The following is a 17,462-nucleotide window of genomic DNA, read 5'->3' on the forward strand; positions in this document are numbered from 1 at the left end:
AGGCTCACCATGGTCAAGCTCAACGGCGGAGTCAACGAAACCAACGCGGCCGAAGATCCGCTGGATTCCTACTCGGCAACCGTCATCCGGGTGGCTGAAACCGTCACCCCGCACGTGGCCGCCATTGAAATGACCGGCAACGGACGCAACGGCAGGTTCCGCGTGGGCGCCGGGTCAGCTGTCCTGTTCACGTCGGACGGGTATCTGGTAACCAACGCCCACGTCGTGGGCGCGGCCGGAAAGGGCCATGCAGTCTTCGCCGACGGTTCGCGGACCGCAGTGGAAGTGGTGGGAGCAGACCGCCTGTCCGACCTTGCCATCGTCCATGGCAAGGCACCCACCGCCCCACCGGCCGAATTCGGTGATGCCGAACTCCTCAAAGTCGGACAACTCGTTATCGCCGTCGGCAATCCACTGGGGCTCTCTGGTTCCGTGACTGCCGGTGTGGTCAGCGGACTGGGCCGTTCCATCCCCGTCTGGGCCGGCCGCAACCGCCGCGTCATTGAGGACGTCATCCAGACCGACGCGGCGTTGAACGCCGGCAGCTCCGGAGGGGCACTTGCGGACGCCCGCGGCCGGATCGTGGGCATCAACACAGCGGTCGCCGGTGCGGGGCTGGGCCTGGCGGTTCCGATCAACTCGACCTCACGGCGGATCATCGCCTCGCTCCTCTCCGACGGGCGCGTCAGGCGCGCTTACCTTGGACTGGTCAACACTCCCATTCAGCTCCCGGTCAGTTCGGTGGTCCGCACCGGCCACCGGGACGGACTCCTGGTTGTCGAAGTCCTTCCGCGATCGCCGGCCGAACGGGCAGGCCTCCGGGCCGGTGACGTGCTCCTGAGCGTGGGACGGAAGTCTGTTTCGAATGCGGAGAGCCTCCAAAAACTGCTCTTCTCCGAGGCAATCGGAGCCCCGCTCGATATTTCGGCGTTGCGTGACGGCGCGGAGTTGCATGTGGTCGCGATCCCCGAAGAAATGACAGAAAACCAATAGCAGTCCGCTCCAAATCGGCAACAATGAATGTGTGGGCATTGATTCTCAATGTGGAATGAACGGCCGTAGGCTCGTCCTTCTCGCCGTTATGGCATCGTGTACGGTTTTCCTCCTTGCGGGACTCCCTGCGTGTTCAAGGCCAGGTCCCTTCGACGCTCCCCCGTGCTTCCCGCCTGCCTCCACGGTGACACCCGAACGTGCCCAAGTGGGCCAAAACGTGAGTGTCACGGCGCCGGACGCCGGCTGCAACCCGCGCTACGGCCAGCACGCCCGCATTCACGTGACCGTGACGGACGCGGCGGGTGTGAAGGTCGTGGACGCAACGTCCCCGATGAACGACGCCGGCGGATTCACATATTCGTTCAGTGTCCCTGCGGACTCGGCGGCCGGAGCGGCGACCGTGACCGCGATGCCCTACAACATTGACTGGTGCGACGACACTGGTAGGAACAATAGGGCCTACGGCTCCGCCGGAGCCGGGCATTTGACCCGCGCGTCCTGCGCTCAGCCGGTTCGGATCCTCACCATTGCGCCGTAACATAAGCGGCGGCTTCGGTGCCCGTGCCGCCGGAACGCGCACTCCGAGGGCGAAATTGGCACACAACCCAACGAGGCATGTCGGTGGCACGTCCCGGCAGGAGGATATCGCATTTTCCGGTGAAATAGACCGCTACTCCTTTTCTCACTGAAGTCATCGGGCTATCGTTGATAATGAACACTCCCCTTTGATCACATTGATGTGGCGGACCGGTGTGTTCCAGCACTACAGTCTGGCGGCCGGACCAATGTTCCGGGGCTTGGACTTGTGGGTATTGGGGTAGGCACGGGGGTGCCCTCATATCGTTATCCGTGTGCTCGAACGAAAGTCACGCAAAAAGGGTGCACGGAGGTTCCCAAATGCGGCAGGACTCTGCGTTGCCGCTTTGAATAAGGCCACTGCAAAAATGGGGCATTGCGCCTATTCATGGAACGTATCGCCGGACAAAATTTGGGGCCACCAACCGCAGACGAATATCCAACAGGGATCTTGATCCTGGTGCAGCCCGACGCGGGCACACCGGAAGCCACAGTGATTCACCGTGCCAGATTCCGCCTGCCCGGATTAGCCTGCGACAACCACCTGGGAATGAACAAAAGATGGGAAATGATCTCATGAAGAGGTCAATGGGTTTGCTCGCATCCACCCTGCTTGCCGCAGGACTCGGCGTCGGAGGGGCGGCCGTCGCGGCCGGACCAGCTGCAGCGGACACGGGTCTGAAGAGTGTCACGATTTCGGCCCCGAGCTACCAGAGCTACACCAATCACGATAGGGACCGTGACCGCGACCGCGACCGCCACCATAACTGGAAGAATCACAAGAAGTGGTGTGAAACCCACGGCTACTGGAAGAAAGAACGCCATGGGAACCACTACCACTGGAAGTGGGTCAGCTACTGCGACGACGACCACAGGCGGGGCCGTCACTAGGCAGCCGGTGGCAGCCTGACGGTTGCTCCGTAAGGCAACAAGGAGGGGCTCGCTTCGGGCGATGCCCCTCCTTGGGCGAACGGCGCCCTTCCCCTAATAGCGATCCGATGCCAGAGTTCACTCCATGGCTACATGGGAACCAGCGGCTGCCGGTGTCGTTCGATTTCCCTCCGGTCGCCTTATCCGCGGCCGCGCACTGCGCCGGCCCCTCCCAGCCGGTCCCAGCCCCGAATTTGCCGTCTACCTGCTCGGCACGGCTCCGCCCCGTTTTGAATGGGAGCAACGATGGGTGCGCTGGCCGGACTTCTGGCTGCCAGTCAACGAGGACGAGGCCGTGGCCGCCCTGCAGGAGGCATGGCTGCGGGCCGAACACCAGCGCGTTGAAATCGCCTGCTGGGGCGGCCGCGGCAGGACCGGCACAGCCCTTGCCTGCATTGCCGTTCTGGACGGAGTTCCGGCGCGGAAGGCGGTGCCCTTCGTTCGGGAGCAATATCACCCCCGGGCCGTCGAGACGCCGTGGCAGCGGAAGTACGTGATGCGCAAGCGCTGATAAAGGACCGCGTGAGACGGCACCGCTTCCTTGAGTATCGCAGGGATTCGCTGAGTAACGCAGGGATAGGCCGTGCAGGCTAGCGGCGTTCCTCCGCGATTTCCTTGAGCTTGGCGAGGGCAACCGGCCAGGCCTCATCAAACATGGCAGCAAAATCGTCCTCGCTGTCGAGGACAACCTCTACGGTTGTTACCCTTGCGTTTTCGCTGAATGAGTAGTTCTCGTGTGTCCCGATAAACTCTTTCGCTTCCTCGCTGGTCGTGTCATCCGCTCCGTCGACAACCTGGCCCACATAGCGAAGGGAAATGAACTCCCCGGGCCTGTTCTCCTCCACGACCGCAATCATCCCGCCTAGCGAACCCTTGTCGTCCGGGCCGAGGAAGCGGATCTCGCTGCCCTTTGTCCAGTCGCCCTCGAAATAGGAGCCCTGGTTGAAAGCACTCGTCCACTTTCGGTACGTGGAATCGGACAGCATCGTCGTCCACACATCGCCGACCGGAGCGTTGATCTTCGCTGAGTACCGTAATTTTTTCATGCCCGATCTTACTGCCGGCCACCGGGCCCGGGACAGGCGTGACGACTTTGCGTCGGGGAAGGGCCTTCTTTGTCGGCCCTGCGGAGTAGGGTACCTCCATGGACATCATCCTGGTTCCCGGATTCTGGTTGGACGCCTCATCATGGTCCGACGTCACGCCCCCGCTGGTGGCCGCTGGTCATCGCGCTGTTCCGCTCACGATGCCAGGCCTCGAAGCCCGGGACGCGCCGCGGGCCGGCATTGGCCTGCGTGACCACATCAACGCCGTCGTCGCGGCAGTCGATGGCGCCGACCAGCCGGTGGTCCTCGTGGGGCATTCGGGCGGCGGCGCCATCATCCACGGGGCCGTTGATGCGCGGCCGGACCGCGTTGCACGCGCCATCTACGTGGACAGCGGCCCGTTGGGCGAGGGCGGCGTCATCAACGATGAACTTCCGGCGGACGGCGACGACGTGCCGCTTCCGCCCTGGGAGGGCTTTGACGACGCCGATCTGACCGACCTGGATGACGGCTTGCGCGCCATGTTCAGGGCGCGCGCCGTCCCGGAACCAAAAGGCGTCGCTTACGACCCCCAGCACCTTCACGATGAGCGCCGCTACGGCGTTCCCGCCACTGTGATCGCCTGCGAGTTCCCCTCGGCAGTGGTGAAGGAATGGATCGACGCCGGGCACCCTTATGTGGCGGAGCTCGCGCGCATCCGCGACGTGGAATACGTTGACCTGCCCACGGGACACTGGCCCCAGTTCACGAGGCCGGCCGATCTCGGCGCGGCGATCCTCGCCGCCGTCGACCGTCAGTGAACGCCGGCCGTCAAAGGCCGGCCATCAAGGGGGTGCTACGCGAGCGGCGTGAGGACGGCGATCTGGTATCCGCCGGCCCTTTCGGCGAGCTGGTAGCAAAAACGCTCCCGTGGTTCGCCGCCGGCATAGCTCCAGGTGACATCTGCCCAGACAAATCCCGGCGCTTCAGCCATGATGTCGACTCTCTTCTCCACTGAGTCGATACCCTCATATTGTCCCCACGACGAAGCAAAGAACGCCTCGGTCTGGCTGGCGTCCGTGACGGGAACGGACTGGCCCGGGAACAGAATGAGGGAGGGAACGGCATACATTCCCGCGATTGCCTTCGCGTCCCGTGCCAGCAGCGCGGCGGCGTAGCGGTCGAAAAAACGGTCAACGTTCTCCGTGGCTTCTGTCATGCCTGAATTATAGGAGCCCCGGGCAACGGAGCTCAGGGCAGTCATTTCATACCCCGCCCTACCCGGCACGGTTCCCCGGACATCGCTTGACCGCAGTGCTTCGCTGACCGCCGCCTGGCCCGCTGTGACGGTCATCGTTGCGCCAATGCCCGCAAACACCTCCACACCGGACGGCACGGCGCAGCTGACGGTTCCTGTAGGCGTGCCGCCCTGCCCGGCGGCCCCGCCTCCGCCGGGGATGGCCGAGGCGAAGGGCACGGACATGCCGACGCCTCCGGATACCCCGCTGCCGCCGCCCATGTTTCCGGTAGCGTCGCCGGCAATGCTTTTGAGCACCACCGCAGGGCAGGTAAACGGAGCCGGTCCGCCCACGACGGAGATCTCTGCGGATGCCGGTTTGGACAACAGCCGATACTGTTGGGCGGCGTCGACAGAGCCGCTGATCGTGTATGTTCCCGGATTCGCGGTTCCGGTCCCCTCCCCCACTCCCACCTGCTGGTTCAACAGCACGGTGAGGGTCTCCAACACACCCGAGGCAGGGGCGAGCACGTCCGTATACGTATTAGTCATCAGGCACCTCCAGGAGGGAGGTGGGGGCGGCACGTTTGTACCGCCCCCGGCCCGCGTCAGCGTTCGTCGGAGATGAGGAGTTCCCGGGCACCGGCCTCGGCCGCGCCCATGGATTCCACGACTGTCCTGGTCCGCAGCCGCGTAGCAGCGTCGGCTTCCGCCCCGGCGCACGGACCCTGCGGCGCGTCTGCCGCCACCGAACACCAGCGGTACGGACCTCGGACGATCACTGACGGCACCCACGCCAGGTCCGAGGCGGTCCATTTGCCGGCCGTATCCTGGCTGAACTGCGCCCGTACCAGCAGTCCCTCGTTATTCACCACATACCAGGGGGACAGTTCCGTGACACCGTTGCCCAGCCCGTACACAATCCACGTCCCTTTGTAATTTTCGATGGGCAGCACGGAGTGGGTGTGATGGCCGTAGATCATGGTGAACTGGCCGCTGTCCACCAGGGCGTGGGCCGTATCCTGCTGCTGGGCGTTGGGAGCGCTGGCATACTCGTCGCCGGCGTGCATCACGCCGAGCACAATGTCCGCGCCGAGGGCCCTTGCCTTCTTCGCCTTGGCGATCATGGTCGGCGCGTCCAGCATGTCCACCTGCCAGGCGTAGTCAGGGTACTGGCCGTTCAGGCCGTAGGCAGCCTCAATCACGGCAATCCTGGCGGCCTTTGTCTGCAGGATCAGGATGCCCTGCGAGTCCGCCTCGGTCCGGTAGGACCCGGTGTGCTTCAGGCCCGCGGCGTCCAGGGCATCGAGTGTCCGGACCAGGCCATCGGTTCCGCGGTCGATGGTGTGGTTGCTGGCCGTGGTGCAGGCCTGGTAGCCAACGTTCCGGGACGCCGCAATGATCTGCGGCGGCACATTAAATGACGGGTACGCCGAGAAGGGGCCCTCCGGGCGCGCGACCGGAGTTTCCTGGTGGCAGATGGCCAGATCGCTGTTGTCGATGTACGCCCGCTGGCCCTCGAGCAGCGGGGTGAAGTCCAGCCCTGGCTTTCCGAGTGCCGCTGCGTCGGCCCGGGCCTGGTCCCACAGCTGGGCATGCACCAGCATGTCCCCGGTGACCAGGACGGAAGTGCACCGGACGGCAGCGCAGGCCGGGCCTTTGCCCGGCGTCGGTTCCGGTGAGGGGGCCGGCACCTGGGTTGCAGTGGCCGACGCCGGCGCGGAGCCCGCCGTCGTGGGCGTTGACCCGCTTGCCCGCCCATCGGTGCCCTGTTGGGCTATCACGCCACACGACGAAACAGCGACCAGCACGAAGGCCGCGGCGAATGCCACCAGGCGCCGCCTGGCGGGCGGTTTTTGTTGTCCCAAGCGTAGGTCGCCCATGCCGCCATCCTACGGCGGCCGGTCTCCGAACCCCGCGAAAATCACCATTGAGAACCGCCCGATTACATGAAAGGGTTGCTTCATGACCAACCCTCTAATGACTCCCAGCCCTTTGCCGTTCGGGCTCCCCCCGTTTGCTGACATTGACGAGGCCCACTACGCCGAAGCAGTCCGTACCGGCCTGGCGGAGCACCTTGCCGAAATCCAGGCGATCGTGGACAACTCCGAACCCGCCGGCTTCGAAAACACAGTTCTGGCCATGGAACGCGCCGGGCAGCTCCTCCAGCGCGCCGCCGCGTCGTTTTTCACCCTGGTCTCCGCCGATGCCTCGGATGGCATCCGCGCCCTCGAGACGGAGCTGTCCCCGCAGTTCTCCGCCCACCAGGATGCCATCTACATGAACCGCCGGCTGTTCGACCGGTTCGCTGCCGTGGACACCGCAAGTCTCGACGATGAATCGGCCAGGCTCGTGGAGGAGTACCTCAAGGAGTTCCGCCAGTCCGGCATCCAGCTGGACGACGCCGGACAGGAACGGCTCAGGGCAGTCAACGCGGAGCTGTCCCGGCTGGGCACGGAATTCGGCCAGCGCACCAAGGAGGCCATGAAGACCAATGCCCTGCTTCTCGACGACGCCGCCGAGCTGTCCGGGCTGCCGGCGGACGACGTCGCCAGCGCCGCCGAGGCAGCGCGCGCCGCGGGGCACGACGGAAAATACCTGCTCACGCTGATCCAGCCGAGCAATCAGCCGGCAATGGCCTCCCTGGAAAACCGCGACGTCCGCCGCCGCCTCTACCAGGCCTCCATCAGCCGAGGCAGCAGCGGCGGCACCCTCGATGTCCTGGACCTGGTGAAGTCCATGGTCGCGCTCCGGGCGGAGAAGGCCCGGCTCCTGGGCTTCGCCAACTATGCCGAGCTGACGGTGGACCGTCAGACCGCACCCGATTTCGGGGCAGTGCAAACCATGATGAACCGGCTGGCGCCTGCCGCCGTCCGCAATGCCGACGCTGAGGCTGCCGCCCTTGCTGAAGTGGCAGGCCATCCCCTCGAGGCCTGGGACTGGGCGTACTATTCCGCGAAAGTGCGGCGCGAGCGGTACAGCGTGGACGAGCAGGCATTGCGGCCCTACTTCGAACTGGACAGGGTGCTGCGCGACGGCGTCTTCTTCGCCGCCACCGCCCTGTACGGTGTCACCTTCCACGAGCGGCCCGAGCTCAAGGGCTACCACCCCGATGTTCGGGTCTGGGAGGTCCGCAACGAGGACGGTTCCGGACTGGGCCTGTTCCTTGGCGACTACTATGCCCGGGAGTCCAAACGCGGCGGGGCCTGGATGAACTCGCTGGTGGACCAGTCCGCGCTCCTGGGGACGCGGCCCGTGGTCATCAACAACCTCAACATCTCCAAGCCGCCGGCCGGCGAGCCCACGCTCCTGACCCTGGACGAGCTTCGGACGGCATTCCACGAGTTCGGGCACGCCCTCCACGGCCTCTTTTCCAACGTGACCTTCCCCAGGTTCTCCGGCACGGCCGTCCCGCGGGACTTCGTGGAATATCCCTCACAGGTCAACGAAATGTGGATCATGTGGCCGGAGGTGCTGGCCAACTACGCCTGCCACCATGTCACCGGAGAGCCACTGTCCCAAGACATCGTGGACAGGCTCAACGAGTCACAGCTGTGGGGCGAGGGCTTCGGCACCGCTGAATACCTGGGCGCCGCACTCCTGGACCTTGCCTGGCATGTCCTGGACGAATCAGGAGTACCGGAGGACGTCCTGGAGTTCGAAGCCAAGGCCCTGGCCGCCGCCGGGGTCGCCCACAATCTGATTCCGCCGCGCTACCGCACCGGATATTTCCAGCACATCTTCGCCGGCGACGGGTACGCCGCAGGTTATTACTCCTACATCTGGAGCGAGGTCCTCGACGCGGACACCGTCGAGTGGTTCAAGGAGAACGGCGGACTCAGCAGGGCCAACGGAGACTTCTTCCGGACCGAACTGCTCTCCCGCGGCAACAGCCGCGAACCGCTCGAATCGTTCCGCGCCTTCCGGGGCCGCGACGCGGAGCTGGAGCCGCTGCTGAAGCGCCGCGGCCTCGAGTAACCTTCCATCGATTGCTCCGTAGACGCCCTTTAGGAGCCTGAAAAGGGCAGTTACGGAGCAATCGACGAAGAAACGACGACGGCGGCCGGCCACCTAATAAGGTGACCGGCCGCCGTCGTCGTTCAATCACGAGCGCAAGGCGAGGGGCGGAGTTATCCGGCAGCGCGCGTAAAAGGGGTCCCGGGCCGTAAGCAGCTACCTCAGTTGCCCACAACGCGCGGGAATAGCGCGCCGAGGATGACGCCGCCTCTCGCCCCCAGAAAGCGAGTTACCAGCCGCGCTCGGCGAGGCGGTGGGGCTGCGGGATTTCGTCGACGTTGATGCCCACCATGGCTTCGCCGAGGCCGCGGGAGGCCTTGGCGATCACGTCGGGGTCATCGAAGAAGGTGGTGGCCTTCACGACGGCGGCAGCACGCTGTGCCGGGTTGCCGGACTTGAAGATACCCGAGCCGACGAACACGCCGTCGGCACCGAGCTGCATCATCATCGCGGCGTCGGCCGGGGTGGCGATGCCGCCGGCGGTGAACAGCACCACGGGGAGCTTGCCGGCGGCAGCGACTTCCTTGACCAGTTCGTACGGGGCCTGCAGTTCCTTGGCCGCGACGTAGAGCTCGTCCTCGGGCAGCGCGGCAAGCTTGGCAATCTCGGAACGGATCTGGCGCATGTGCCCGGTGGCGTTGGAAACGTCCCCGGTGCCGGCCTCGCCCTTGGACCGGATCATCGCCGCGCCCTCGTTGATGCGGCGCAGGGCCTCACCGAGGTTGGTGGCGCCACAGACGAAGGGAACCTTGAAGTTCCACTTGTCGATGTGGTTGACGTAGTCGGCCGGGGTCAGGACCTCGGACTCGTCGATGTAGTCCACGCCCAGGGACTGCAGGACCTGGGCCTCGACAAAGTGGCCGATGCGGGCCTTGGCCATGACCGGCACGGACACAGCCTCGATGATCTTGTCGATCATGTCCGGATCGGACATGCGCGACACGCCGCCCTGGGCCCGGATATCGGCCGGAACGCGTTCCAGCGCCATCACGGCAACAGCACCGGCATCTTCGGCGATGCGGGCCTGTTCGACGTTGACGACGTCCATGATGACGCCGCCCTTGAGCATCTCTGCCATGCCGCGCTTGACGCGGTTGCTGCCCGTGACGCTGTTGGCGGACGAGCCGGCTTCGCTGCTTACATCAGGTGTAGACACAAAAACCCCTATGGGTAGCTAGATGTTACGTAGATCCGGTCTCTCGGTCCCGGCGCAGGCGGCACCACAGACGGGAAAGCCACGCCGCGCGCACACCGGAGTACCGGATCCAATGACCAGGTACTGCTAATACTAGTCCCACGCCCCGATGCTGCTTAATTCGGGTTACCCCGGCTCGTCAGGCGGGCTGCTCCGAGGCGGTGCCGTTCGGCTCTTCCATTGATTGCCGGTACACGGTGGCGATCCGCTGGACAACGGTGACCAGGCTGGCGGCGGCGAGCAGGATCAGCGTCACGAGCAGAACCACGCTGGGGAGCCCGATCCCGGTGAATCCCGTTACCACCAGCACCGACACCAGCCGCTCCGCGCGCTCGGCGATGCCCACGTTGGCCTGGAACCCGAGGGCCTCGGCCTTGGCCCGCGCGTAGGAGACCACCATGCCGAGCACCAGGCACACGACGGCGGCGACGGCGATGGCGCGGTCCGCGCCTCCGGTGAAGTACCAGATGGCGAGGCCGGCAAACAGGGCGCCGTCGGCAACCCTGTCCAGGGTGGAGTCCAGGAAGTTGCCCCAGCGGCCGCCGCGTTCCTGCATGCGCGCCATGATGCCGTCCAGGACATCCGAGAAAATAAACGCCGTTATGAAAAGCGTTCCCCACCAGAGCTGGCCCAGCGGATAGAAGACCAGCGCGCCGACCACCACACCGGCCGTGCCCACGATCGTGATGGCATCCGGTGAAACTCCTATATTCAGGAGCCAGCGAGCAAGCGGCGAGAACAGCCCGGTAAAGAAGCCCCGGGCGTAACGGTTAAGCATGTTCGTCCTCTGGCCAGGCCTCGGCGACCTGCTGGCGGACCTCACCCAGAGTCTGCGTGATGGCTTTCGTCTGAGCGATGATGGGGAAAAAGTTTCCGTCCCCGCCCCAGCGCGGAACCACATGCTGGTGGAGGTGGCCGGCAATTCCGGCGCCGCCCACAACGCCCTGATTCATTCCGAGGTTGAAGCCGCCGGGATTGGCCACTTTCCGCAGGACCCGCATGGAGGTCTGCGTCAGCGCCGCAAACTCCGCTGTTTCCTCCACGGTCAGGTCCGTGTAGTCCGGCACGTGGCGGTAGGGGCAGATCAGCAGGTGGCCCGGGTTGTAGGGGAAGAGGTTCAGCACCACGTAGGCGGTTTGGCCGCGGTACACGATCAGGGAGTCGTCGTCGCTGCGTGCAGGTGCCACGCAGAAAGGACAGTCGTCCTGGTTCTTGAACTGGTGCTGGCCGCCCTTGATATAGGCCATGCGGTGAGGAGTCCACAGGCGCTGGAAGGCGTCCGGAACTCCGGCCAGACCGAAATCATCGGTCGCCTCGCCGTCGCCCGGATATGCTCCGCCAGCGCCTGTGGTCTCCTGCACGTGTTAGCCCTTCCGCTTCCGCTAGCTGGTCCGGTTGCGGACGGCTTCGACGATCCGCTGGACGGCTTCGGCCACCGGCACGCCGTTGTCCTGGCTGCCGTCGCGGAACCGGAAGGACACGGCACCGGCCTCGGCGTCCTCGCCTCCGGCGATCAGGACGAAGGGAATCTTGTCCTTGCTGGCGGTGCGGATCTTCTTCGGGAAGCGGTCCGAGGAGATGTCCACCTCGGCCCGGATGCCGGCGGCCTTGAGCTGGCCGACGACGTCGAACATGTAGTCGTTGAAAGCTTCGGCAACCGGAATGCCCACTACCTGCACGGGTGCCAGCCACGCCGGGAAGGCGCCGGCGTAGTGTTCGGTCAGCACACCCATGAACCGCTCGACGGAACCGAACAGGGCGCGGTGGATCATCACCGGGCGCTGGCGCGTGCCGTCGGCAGCCTGGAACTCGAGTTCGAAGCGCTCAGGCAGGTTGAAGTCCAGCTGGATGGTGGACATCTGCCAGGTCCGGCCGAGGGCGTCCTTTGCCTGGACCGAGATCTTGGGGCCGTAGAACGCTGCTCCGCCCGGATCCGGGATGAGCTCCAGGCCGGAAGCTTCGGCCACTTCAGCCAGGGTCCTGGTGGCTTCCTCCCAGGTGGCGTCGTCGCCCACGAACTTGTCTTCGTTCTTGGTGGAGAGCTCCAGGTAGAAGTCGTCCAGGCCGTAGTCCTTGAGGAGGCCCAGCACGAAGTTCAGCGTGGTGGTGAGTTCGTCCTTCATCTGCTCGCGGGTGCAGTAGATGTGGGCGTCGTCCTGTGTCATGCCTCGCACGCGGGTCAGTCCGTGCACCACGCCGGATTTTTCGTAGCGGTACACCGAACCGAATTCGAACAGCCGCAGGGGCAGTTCGCGGTAAGAACGTCCGCGCGAGCGGAAGATCAGGTTGTGCATCGGGCAGTTCATCGGCTTCAGGTAGTAGTCCTGGCCGGGCTTGCGCACGGTGCCGTCCTCGTTCAGTTCCGCGTCGATGTGCATCGCCGGGAACATGCCCTCCTTGTACCAGTCCAGGTGGCCCGACACCTCGTACAGGTGGCCCTTGGTGATGTGCGGGGTGTAGACGAACTCGTAGCCGGCATCCACGTGGCGCTGGCGGGAGTAGTCCTCCATGGCCTTGCGGATGATGCCGCCCTTGGGGTGGAACACCGGCAGGCCGGAACCCAGCTCGTCCGGGAAGGAGAAGAGATCCAGTTCAGCGCCGAGCTTGCGGTGGTCGCGGCGCTCGGCCTCGGCGATGCGCTCCTGGTAGGCCTTCAGGGCGTCCTTGGTGGGCCAGGCCGTGCCGTAGATGCGCTGCAGCTGCTGGTTATTCTGGTTGCCCAGCCAGTAGGCGGCCGAGGACCGGGTCAGGGCGAAGGCGTTGGAGATGAGCTTGGTGTTGGGCAGGTGCGGGCCGCGGCACAGGTCGCACCAGACGGTGTCGCCGCTCTTGCGGTCCACATTGTCGTAGATGGTGATGTCGCCGGCACCGACCTCGACGTTGACCCCTTCACCGGCGTCGGCGGCGTCGTTCTTCTTGCCCAGCAGTTCGAGCTTGTAGGGCTCGGCCTTCATGGCTTCGCGTGCCTCGTCCTCGGACACCACACGGCGGACGAACTTCTGGTTCTGGTTGATGATCTTGAGCATCATCTTTTCCAGGGTCTTCAGGTCTTCCGGGGTGAACGGCTCGGCGACGTCGAAGTCGAAGTAGAAGCCGTCAGTGATGTAGGGGCCGATGCCGAGCTTGGCGTCGGGGCGGAGCTGCTGCACTGCCTGGGCCATGACGTGGGCAGTCGAGTGCCGGAGGACATTAAGGCCGTCCGGGGAATCGATGGTGACACCTTCGATGTCCGCGCCTTCGGGGAGCGGCTGGTCCAGGTCTTTGAGTTCGCCGTTGATACGGGCTACAACGACGTCGCGGCGCTCAAAGAAGAGTTCCGCGCCGGTGGTCCCGGTAGTCACCTTGGTCTCTTCGCCGTCAACGATGAGGGTGATCTTCTGGGCATCTGACACGGGTGTCTCCTATTCAAAGTTAAGGCTTCGTAGCTTGTGGCATACGGGGACCACAGCCAGCCTCGTCCATGCTATCGGTTGGGAGATGGGCCGACCAAAGCGGCGCGTCGGGCTCGGGGCTCCGCGGTGCAGGTCAGCTGCCCAGCCCCGTGATGGCCAGGTTGCGGCTGATTCCGTCCAGCGGCCCCGCCAAGTGCGCGCCCGGATCCCAGTGGCCGGGGTTTCCGTGGCCGGCATCGCCCTGGCCGGCGGATTGCTGTTCCGGGAACGGCAGGGTCTCGGTACGGCTGAGATCCCACGCCATGGTGGCGCTGATGCTGATCCCGCGGGGTCCGGTCCGGCGGGTGTTGCCACGGATGAGGAGCAGCCGGGTGCCGAACAGCAACGGTCCGGCCAGCTCTTGGGCTTCATGGAAGAACACGGAGTCCACGCAGCCGGTGCCGTCATCGATGCTGATGAACACCACCCGCCGGCCGCCCCGCATAGGCGGAGTCTGGGTAGCGATCCGCACCCCGGCAACCAGGACTTCGGTGCCGTTTCGGAGCCCCAGGAGCTTATCCGCGGTGGTGACGCCAAGCCGGTCCAGCAGGGGCCGGTGGCTGGACATCAGGTGTTCACTGACATCGATGGCCATCAGGTCAAGCTCTGCCCTGACGTTCTCCACCATGGTGGGGGCTGGAAGTTCCGCTTTCAGGTTCCTGAGTTCAACATCACCCAGCGGCAGGGAAAGCTGGCCTTCGATGACCTCGACGCCTTTTTTGGAAGGACGGCTCTGGAGGGCCTGGAGGTGCTGGACGAGGTCAGCCCTGTTGGCCGCTCCCCCGGACTCCCGATGCAGTGTGTCGAACGCTCCCAACTGGGCTAGCCGCTTGATGCTGGGTTTGCTCAGCCGGGAGCGCACCCGAAGGTCTGCCAGCGAATCATAGGGCTGACCGGCCACAATCCTTTTCAGTTCAGCGCCGGAGAGCCCGTAAATGCCGTTCAGGCTCAGCCGGATGCCGAGCTTCCCGCGGTCCGGTCCGGAGCCGACCCGCTCCACCCGGTACTCCGCCTGGCTCCTGTTGATGTCGAGGGGAAGGATGGGGATGCCCAACCGACGCGCTTCGGCCACCAGGAGCCGCTTGGGGTACATACCCGGATCGTGTTCCCACAGCCCGGCCAGGAAAGCCTCCGGGTGGTGCGCCTTCAGCCAGGCCGACTGATAGGTGGGCACGGCAAAGGCTGCCCCGTGCGCCTTGCAGAAGCCAAAGCTGGCGAATGATTTCAAGGTCCCCCAGACCTTGTCCACGACGTCCGGTGAATATCCCCGTGCTTTTGCCTCACGTCGGAAAAACTCCTCAACCTGGATTTCCATGACCTCGTTGCTCAGCGCCCTGCGGAATTCATCGGCTTTCGCCAGCCCACAGCCAGTCATCACGTCGAAGGTCCGCAGGATCTGTTCGTGGAAGACCGTCACGCCGTGGGTTTCCTGGAGCACCGGCTTCAGGTCAGGGTGCGGATAGGTCTCCGGAGCGAAGCCATGCCTGTGCTCAAGGAACGGCCGCACCATGTCCGATTTCATGGGCCCGGGCCGGAACAGCGAAATGTCGATGATGAGGTCGTTGAATTCCCGCGGCGCCATCTTGCCGATCAGTTCCCGCTGCCCGGGTGATTCGATCTGGAAACAGCCCAGTGTGTGGGTGCTTCGGATCAGTTCATAGGTTGGTTCGTCATCCAGGGGTACGGCGTTGAGGTCGATATGCCCGTCAGCGGCGATGTAGTCCGGTCCGGTGCCTTCGGGCCCTACCGGATGGGCACCGGCAGCCACCACCTCGGCCTTCGAGGGGTGCAGTCGGATGACCTCTCGGACTGCGAAGGCCATGGCGCTCTGCATCCTGACCCCGAGGACGTCCAGCTTGAGCATGCCCATCGGATCCATGTCGTGTTTGTCGAACTGGCTCATGGGCAGCCCCAGTCCGCTGGGCTGGACGGGTGTCCGGTCCAGCAGGGTTGCGTCGCCAAGGATCACGCCACAGGGGTGCATGGAGATGTGTCTAGGCAGGCGGTCGAGCCTCTCGGTCAGGTCTACAAGCAAGTCCAGCTGCTGGTTCTCCGCGAAACCGCGCTGTTCCACCCGCCCCGCGAATTCCTTCAGCTCCGGTTTCTCCACCAGCGCTTCACGAAACTTTCGGGCCGAGAAACGCCACAGCTGCTTGGCGATTTCGCCGATGTCGCCATCGTCCATGCCCAACGCCAGCCCGGCGTCGCGGACGGCACCGCGAGCGCGGTAGCCGTTCTGCATGCTCATGAGCGTGACCCGTTCGGATCCGAAGCGGTCAAAGATGCGCCGGTACACGTTGTGCCGCTCGGCACTTTCGACGTCGATGTCGATGTCCGGGAGGGTTGCCCTGTCCCGGGAGAGGAACCGTTCGAAAATAAGATCGTGCTGCAGCGGGTTCACCTGGCTGACATCGATCAGGTAGTTGACCAGGCTGGAGGCACCCGAACCTCTTGCCGCTGCCCTGACCCCCATGTCCAGGATCATCCGGGAAACCTCAGCCACGGTGAGGAAGTAGGAGGCAAAGCCAAGGTTGGCGATAATCCGCAGTTCGTGGCTCAGCCGTTCGCGCATTTGCGCTTCAGCCTGACCGGATATTCCGGGGAACCGCCGGCCGATTCCCGCCTCGCAGCGCTGGGTCAGCTCAACCAGGGGGTCGCCGTCTATGCCGATGACGGCTGCCTCCGGGACAACAGGCTGCTTCCATCCCATGTCAGTGACGGGATCCATCCGGCAGCGGTCAGCGAGCGCCTCGGTTTGGCCGAGAAGCCGGGTGAGGTCAGTGGCACCGTAGCCTGCGGCATGGATGATCTCCTTGCCGAGCTGGAGCATTTGGTCCGCCGATTTCAGCCATCCCTGGCCGTTCGGCTGCAGCAGCGGTTCCGCGGTCAGTTCAGGTAGCGACTTCAGGGTTCGGGCTGAATCCAGGACATCCGCCGTCGCGGCCCCGTCCTCCGCGCAATACCGCACGGCGTTGCTGAGTATGGCAGGCACTCCGTGCTCGGCAGAGAGCTTGAGCATACGTACCGCGTGGGCGGTGCTCAGCGGCTCCCCCGGGGCGCTGAGGTGTGACACCACTTCTGCCGCCACTGTCCCCTTGGGCATACGGTCCAGCCACTGCTTGAACAGAGTGCGGGGACGAAGGTACCGGCGGCCGCCCATTGCCCTCCCGACGTCCGAATCCGGACCGATCAGGACGGTCAGCACCGGTTCCAGGGTTTCCGGGTGCAAAGTGCGGGAGGCCAGCTCGGCACGGGATATCGCCACCGGCACTGCTCCCCCGGCCTTGCCCGTGGTGCGGGCATGGGCATCTGAAATCAGCCGGCAAAGCGCGCGGTATCCGGCACCGTTGTTGTGTCCATGGGCCAGCACGACGACGCGGCCCGCGAGCTGGGTGCGGAGGTCGCCGTCGTCGTCGAAGACCGCAAGGTCAACCCCGACGACGGGATCCAGTCCCGACGCCATGCAGGCCTTGAGGTGCTTAACGGTGCCGTAGAGGCCGTCGCGGTCCGTGCAGGCGAGCGCCGTGGCGCCGTCTGCTGCCGCCGCCTGGATGAGCTCATCCGGCCAGGAAACACCATAGTGGGCGCTGAAGGCAGTAGAGACGTGAAGGTGGGTGAAGCTCATGCTGATCTTGGCCGGAGGGCATCGTGGATCCGCAGCAGCCTCCAGCGTCCGCTGCCGATACTCCTTGTCAGGTCAAGGGTGAGGCTGCCTTCCGGCCCCGGCACATCCTTGGCGTCGGATAGGCGGACCTGGACGCGCCAGATCTCGTGGTCCACCAGCCCCGGCCCTGTACCCAGGGGCGCGCGTGTTTCCTCCGCCCACCACTGGCGCCGTTCATACCAGCGCACCGGTTCGGCGCAGACCGTGTATTGCCGGCCTGCCCAGGCGAGTTTCACCGGCTGGCCGGCGGGGGTGCAGACAACATCGACACCCTCGCTGAACATGCCCATGGGCGCCTCCCGGAACAGCACTCCCGGCCCCGCAACGGGGGGCCGCAGCGTGTGACAGGAAGAAACTTGAAATGGTTCGTTCGAATATATCTTCGAATAAAACC

At 64.9% G+C, this 17,462-nt stretch carries 15 protein-coding genes; 6 read left to right on the top strand and 9 right to left on the bottom strand.

The features are described 5' to 3' along the window. The first annotated feature begins 9 nt into the window (after positions 1-9). From J2805_RS07845 to J2805_RS07860, 4 genes are all read left to right on the top strand, one after another. Positions 10-993 carry a S1C family serine protease gene (locus J2805_RS07845; RefSeq protein WP_309974686.1) on the top strand — a complete coding sequence of 328 codons (984 nt, stop codon included), beginning with the start codon at positions 10-12 and terminating at the stop codon, positions 991-993. A 205-nt stretch (positions 994-1,198) separates the two neighbouring features. Further along, complete coding sequence (locus J2805_RS07850) at positions 1,199-1,531, top strand: hypothetical protein (RefSeq protein WP_309974688.1); 333 nt, start codon at positions 1,199-1,201, stop codon at positions 1,529-1,531. A 626-nt stretch (positions 1,532-2,157) separates the two neighbouring features. Beyond that, positions 2,158-2,460: a hypothetical protein gene (locus J2805_RS07855; protein ID WP_309974691.1), complete on the top strand. Its 303-nt coding sequence runs from the start codon at positions 2,158-2,160 to the stop codon at positions 2,458-2,460. A 124-nt stretch (positions 2,461-2,584) separates the two neighbouring features. Further along, a complete protein-coding gene (locus J2805_RS07860) occupies positions 2,585-3,010 on the top strand; it encodes a protein-tyrosine phosphatase family protein (protein WP_309974694.1) in 426 nt (141 codons plus the stop codon). A gap of 79 nt (positions 3,011-3,089) precedes the next feature. Here the strand turns inward: J2805_RS07860 and J2805_RS07865 are convergent, their stop codons facing one another. Then, positions 3,090-3,545 (bottom strand): SRPBCC domain-containing protein, encoded by a 456-nt coding sequence (locus tag J2805_RS07865; protein ID WP_309974697.1) that lies wholly within the window; start codon positions 3,543-3,545, stop codon positions 3,090-3,092. A 98-nt stretch (positions 3,546-3,643) separates the two neighbouring features. Between J2805_RS07865 and J2805_RS07870 the strand changes: the two genes are divergently transcribed. Further along, on the top strand, positions 3,644-4,345 hold the full coding sequence (locus J2805_RS07870; protein ID WP_309974699.1) for an alpha/beta fold hydrolase: 702 nt from the start codon (positions 3,644-3,646) through the stop codon (positions 4,343-4,345). A gap of 35 nt (positions 4,346-4,380) precedes the next feature. Here the strand turns inward: J2805_RS07870 and J2805_RS07875 are convergent, their stop codons facing one another. Both J2805_RS07875 and J2805_RS07880 read right to left on the bottom strand, forming a co-directional pair. After that, positions 4,381-5,313, bottom strand: a complete 933-nt coding sequence (locus J2805_RS07875; RefSeq protein ID WP_309974701.1) for a Cif family virulence factor — start codon at positions 5,311-5,313, stop codon at positions 4,381-4,383. Positions 5,314-5,369: 56 nt separating this feature from the next. Further along, positions 5,370-6,644, bottom strand: coding sequence for a CapA family protein (locus J2805_RS07880; RefSeq protein ID WP_309974703.1), 1,275 nt, complete (start codon positions 6,642-6,644; stop codon positions 5,370-5,372). An 82-nt stretch (positions 6,645-6,726) separates the two neighbouring features. Here J2805_RS07880 and J2805_RS07885 point away from each other — a divergent pair, with 82 nt between their 5' ends. Then, the gene (locus tag J2805_RS07885; RefSeq protein ID WP_309974705.1) at positions 6,727-8,739 is read left to right on the top strand and encodes a M3 family metallopeptidase; all 2,013 of its coding nucleotides are present in this window, start codon (positions 6,727-6,729) and stop codon (positions 8,737-8,739) included. A 268-nt stretch (positions 8,740-9,007) separates the two neighbouring features. Here the strand turns inward: J2805_RS07885 and pdxS are convergent, their stop codons facing one another. The 6 genes from pdxS to J2805_RS07915 form a co-directional block, all read right to left on the bottom strand. Further along, the gene (gene pdxS, locus J2805_RS07890) at positions 9,008-9,934 is read right to left on the bottom strand and encodes a pyridoxal 5'-phosphate synthase lyase subunit PdxS (RefSeq protein ID WP_011692158.1); all 927 of its coding nucleotides are present in this window, start codon (positions 9,932-9,934) and stop codon (positions 9,008-9,010) included. A 178-nt stretch (positions 9,935-10,112) separates the two neighbouring features. After that, positions 10,113-10,751: a phosphatidylinositol phosphate synthase gene (gene pgsA / locus J2805_RS07895; protein WP_309974708.1), complete on the bottom strand. Its 639-nt coding sequence runs from the start codon at positions 10,749-10,751 to the stop codon at positions 10,113-10,115. Then, positions 10,744-11,334, bottom strand: a complete 591-nt coding sequence (locus J2805_RS07900; protein WP_309974711.1) for an HIT family protein — start codon at positions 11,332-11,334, stop codon at positions 10,744-10,746. Before J2805_RS07900 ends, pgsA begins: the two co-directional genes overlap by 8 nt. Positions 11,335-11,355: 21 nt before the next feature. Then, complete coding sequence (gene thrS / locus J2805_RS07905; protein ID WP_309974713.1) at positions 11,356-13,365, bottom strand: threonine--tRNA ligase; 2,010 nt, start codon at positions 13,363-13,365, stop codon at positions 11,356-11,358. Between the two features lie 133 nt (positions 13,366-13,498). Continuing rightward, the gene (locus J2805_RS07910; protein WP_309974715.1) at positions 13,499-17,029 is read right to left on the bottom strand and encodes a DNA polymerase III subunit alpha; all 3,531 of its coding nucleotides are present in this window, start codon (positions 17,027-17,029) and stop codon (positions 13,499-13,501) included. Further along, complete coding sequence (locus J2805_RS07915) at positions 17,026-17,358, bottom strand: DUF6504 family protein (protein WP_309974717.1); 333 nt, start codon at positions 17,356-17,358, stop codon at positions 17,026-17,028. The genes J2805_RS07910 and J2805_RS07915 overlap by 4 nt, the downstream gene beginning before the upstream one ends. Positions 17,359-17,462 lie beyond the last annotated feature (104 nt).

The organism is Arthrobacter oryzae (genome assembly GCF_031454875.1).
Classification (GTDB): Bacteria; Actinomycetota; Actinomycetes; order Actinomycetales; family Micrococcaceae; genus Arthrobacter; species Arthrobacter oryzae_D.

Bases quoted from the DNA above. Each gene is read 5' to 3' on its own strand.
- J2805_RS07875 (WP_309974701.1), bottom strand. From the start codon at position 5,313: ATGACTAATACGTATACGGACGTGCTCGCCCCTGCCTCGGGTGTGTTG.
- pgsA (WP_309974708.1), bottom strand. From the start codon at position 10,751: ATGCTTAACCGTTACGCCCGGGGCTTCTTTACCGGGCTGTTCTCGCCG.
- J2805_RS07870 (WP_309974699.1), top strand. From the start codon at position 3,644: ATGGACATCATCCTGGTTCCCGGATTCTGGTTGGACGCCTCATCATGG.
- J2805_RS07915 (WP_309974717.1), bottom strand. From the start codon at position 17,358: ATGGGCATGTTCAGCGAGGGTGTCGATGTTGTCTGCACCCCCGCCGGC.
- J2805_RS07910 (WP_309974715.1), bottom strand. From the start codon at position 17,029: ATGAGCTTCACCCACCTTCACGTCTCTACTGCCTTCAGCGCCCACTAT.
- J2805_RS07860 (WP_309974694.1), top strand. From the start codon at position 2,585: ATGGCTACATGGGAACCAGCGGCTGCCGGTGTCGTTCGATTTCCCTCC.
- J2805_RS07880 (WP_309974703.1), bottom strand. From the start codon at position 6,644: ATGGGCGACCTACGCTTGGGACAACAAAAACCGCCCGCCAGGCGGCGC.
- J2805_RS07885 (WP_309974705.1), top strand. From the start codon at position 6,727: ATGACCAACCCTCTAATGACTCCCAGCCCTTTGCCGTTCGGGCTCCCC.
- J2805_RS07865 (WP_309974697.1), bottom strand. From the start codon at position 3,545: ATGAAAAAATTACGGTACTCAGCGAAGATCAACGCTCCGGTCGGCGAT.
- J2805_RS07845 (WP_309974686.1), top strand. From the start codon at position 10: ATGGTCAAGCTCAACGGCGGAGTCAACGAAACCAACGCGGCCGAAGAT.
- J2805_RS07855 (WP_309974691.1), top strand. From the start codon at position 2,158: ATGGGTTTGCTCGCATCCACCCTGCTTGCCGCAGGACTCGGCGTCGGA.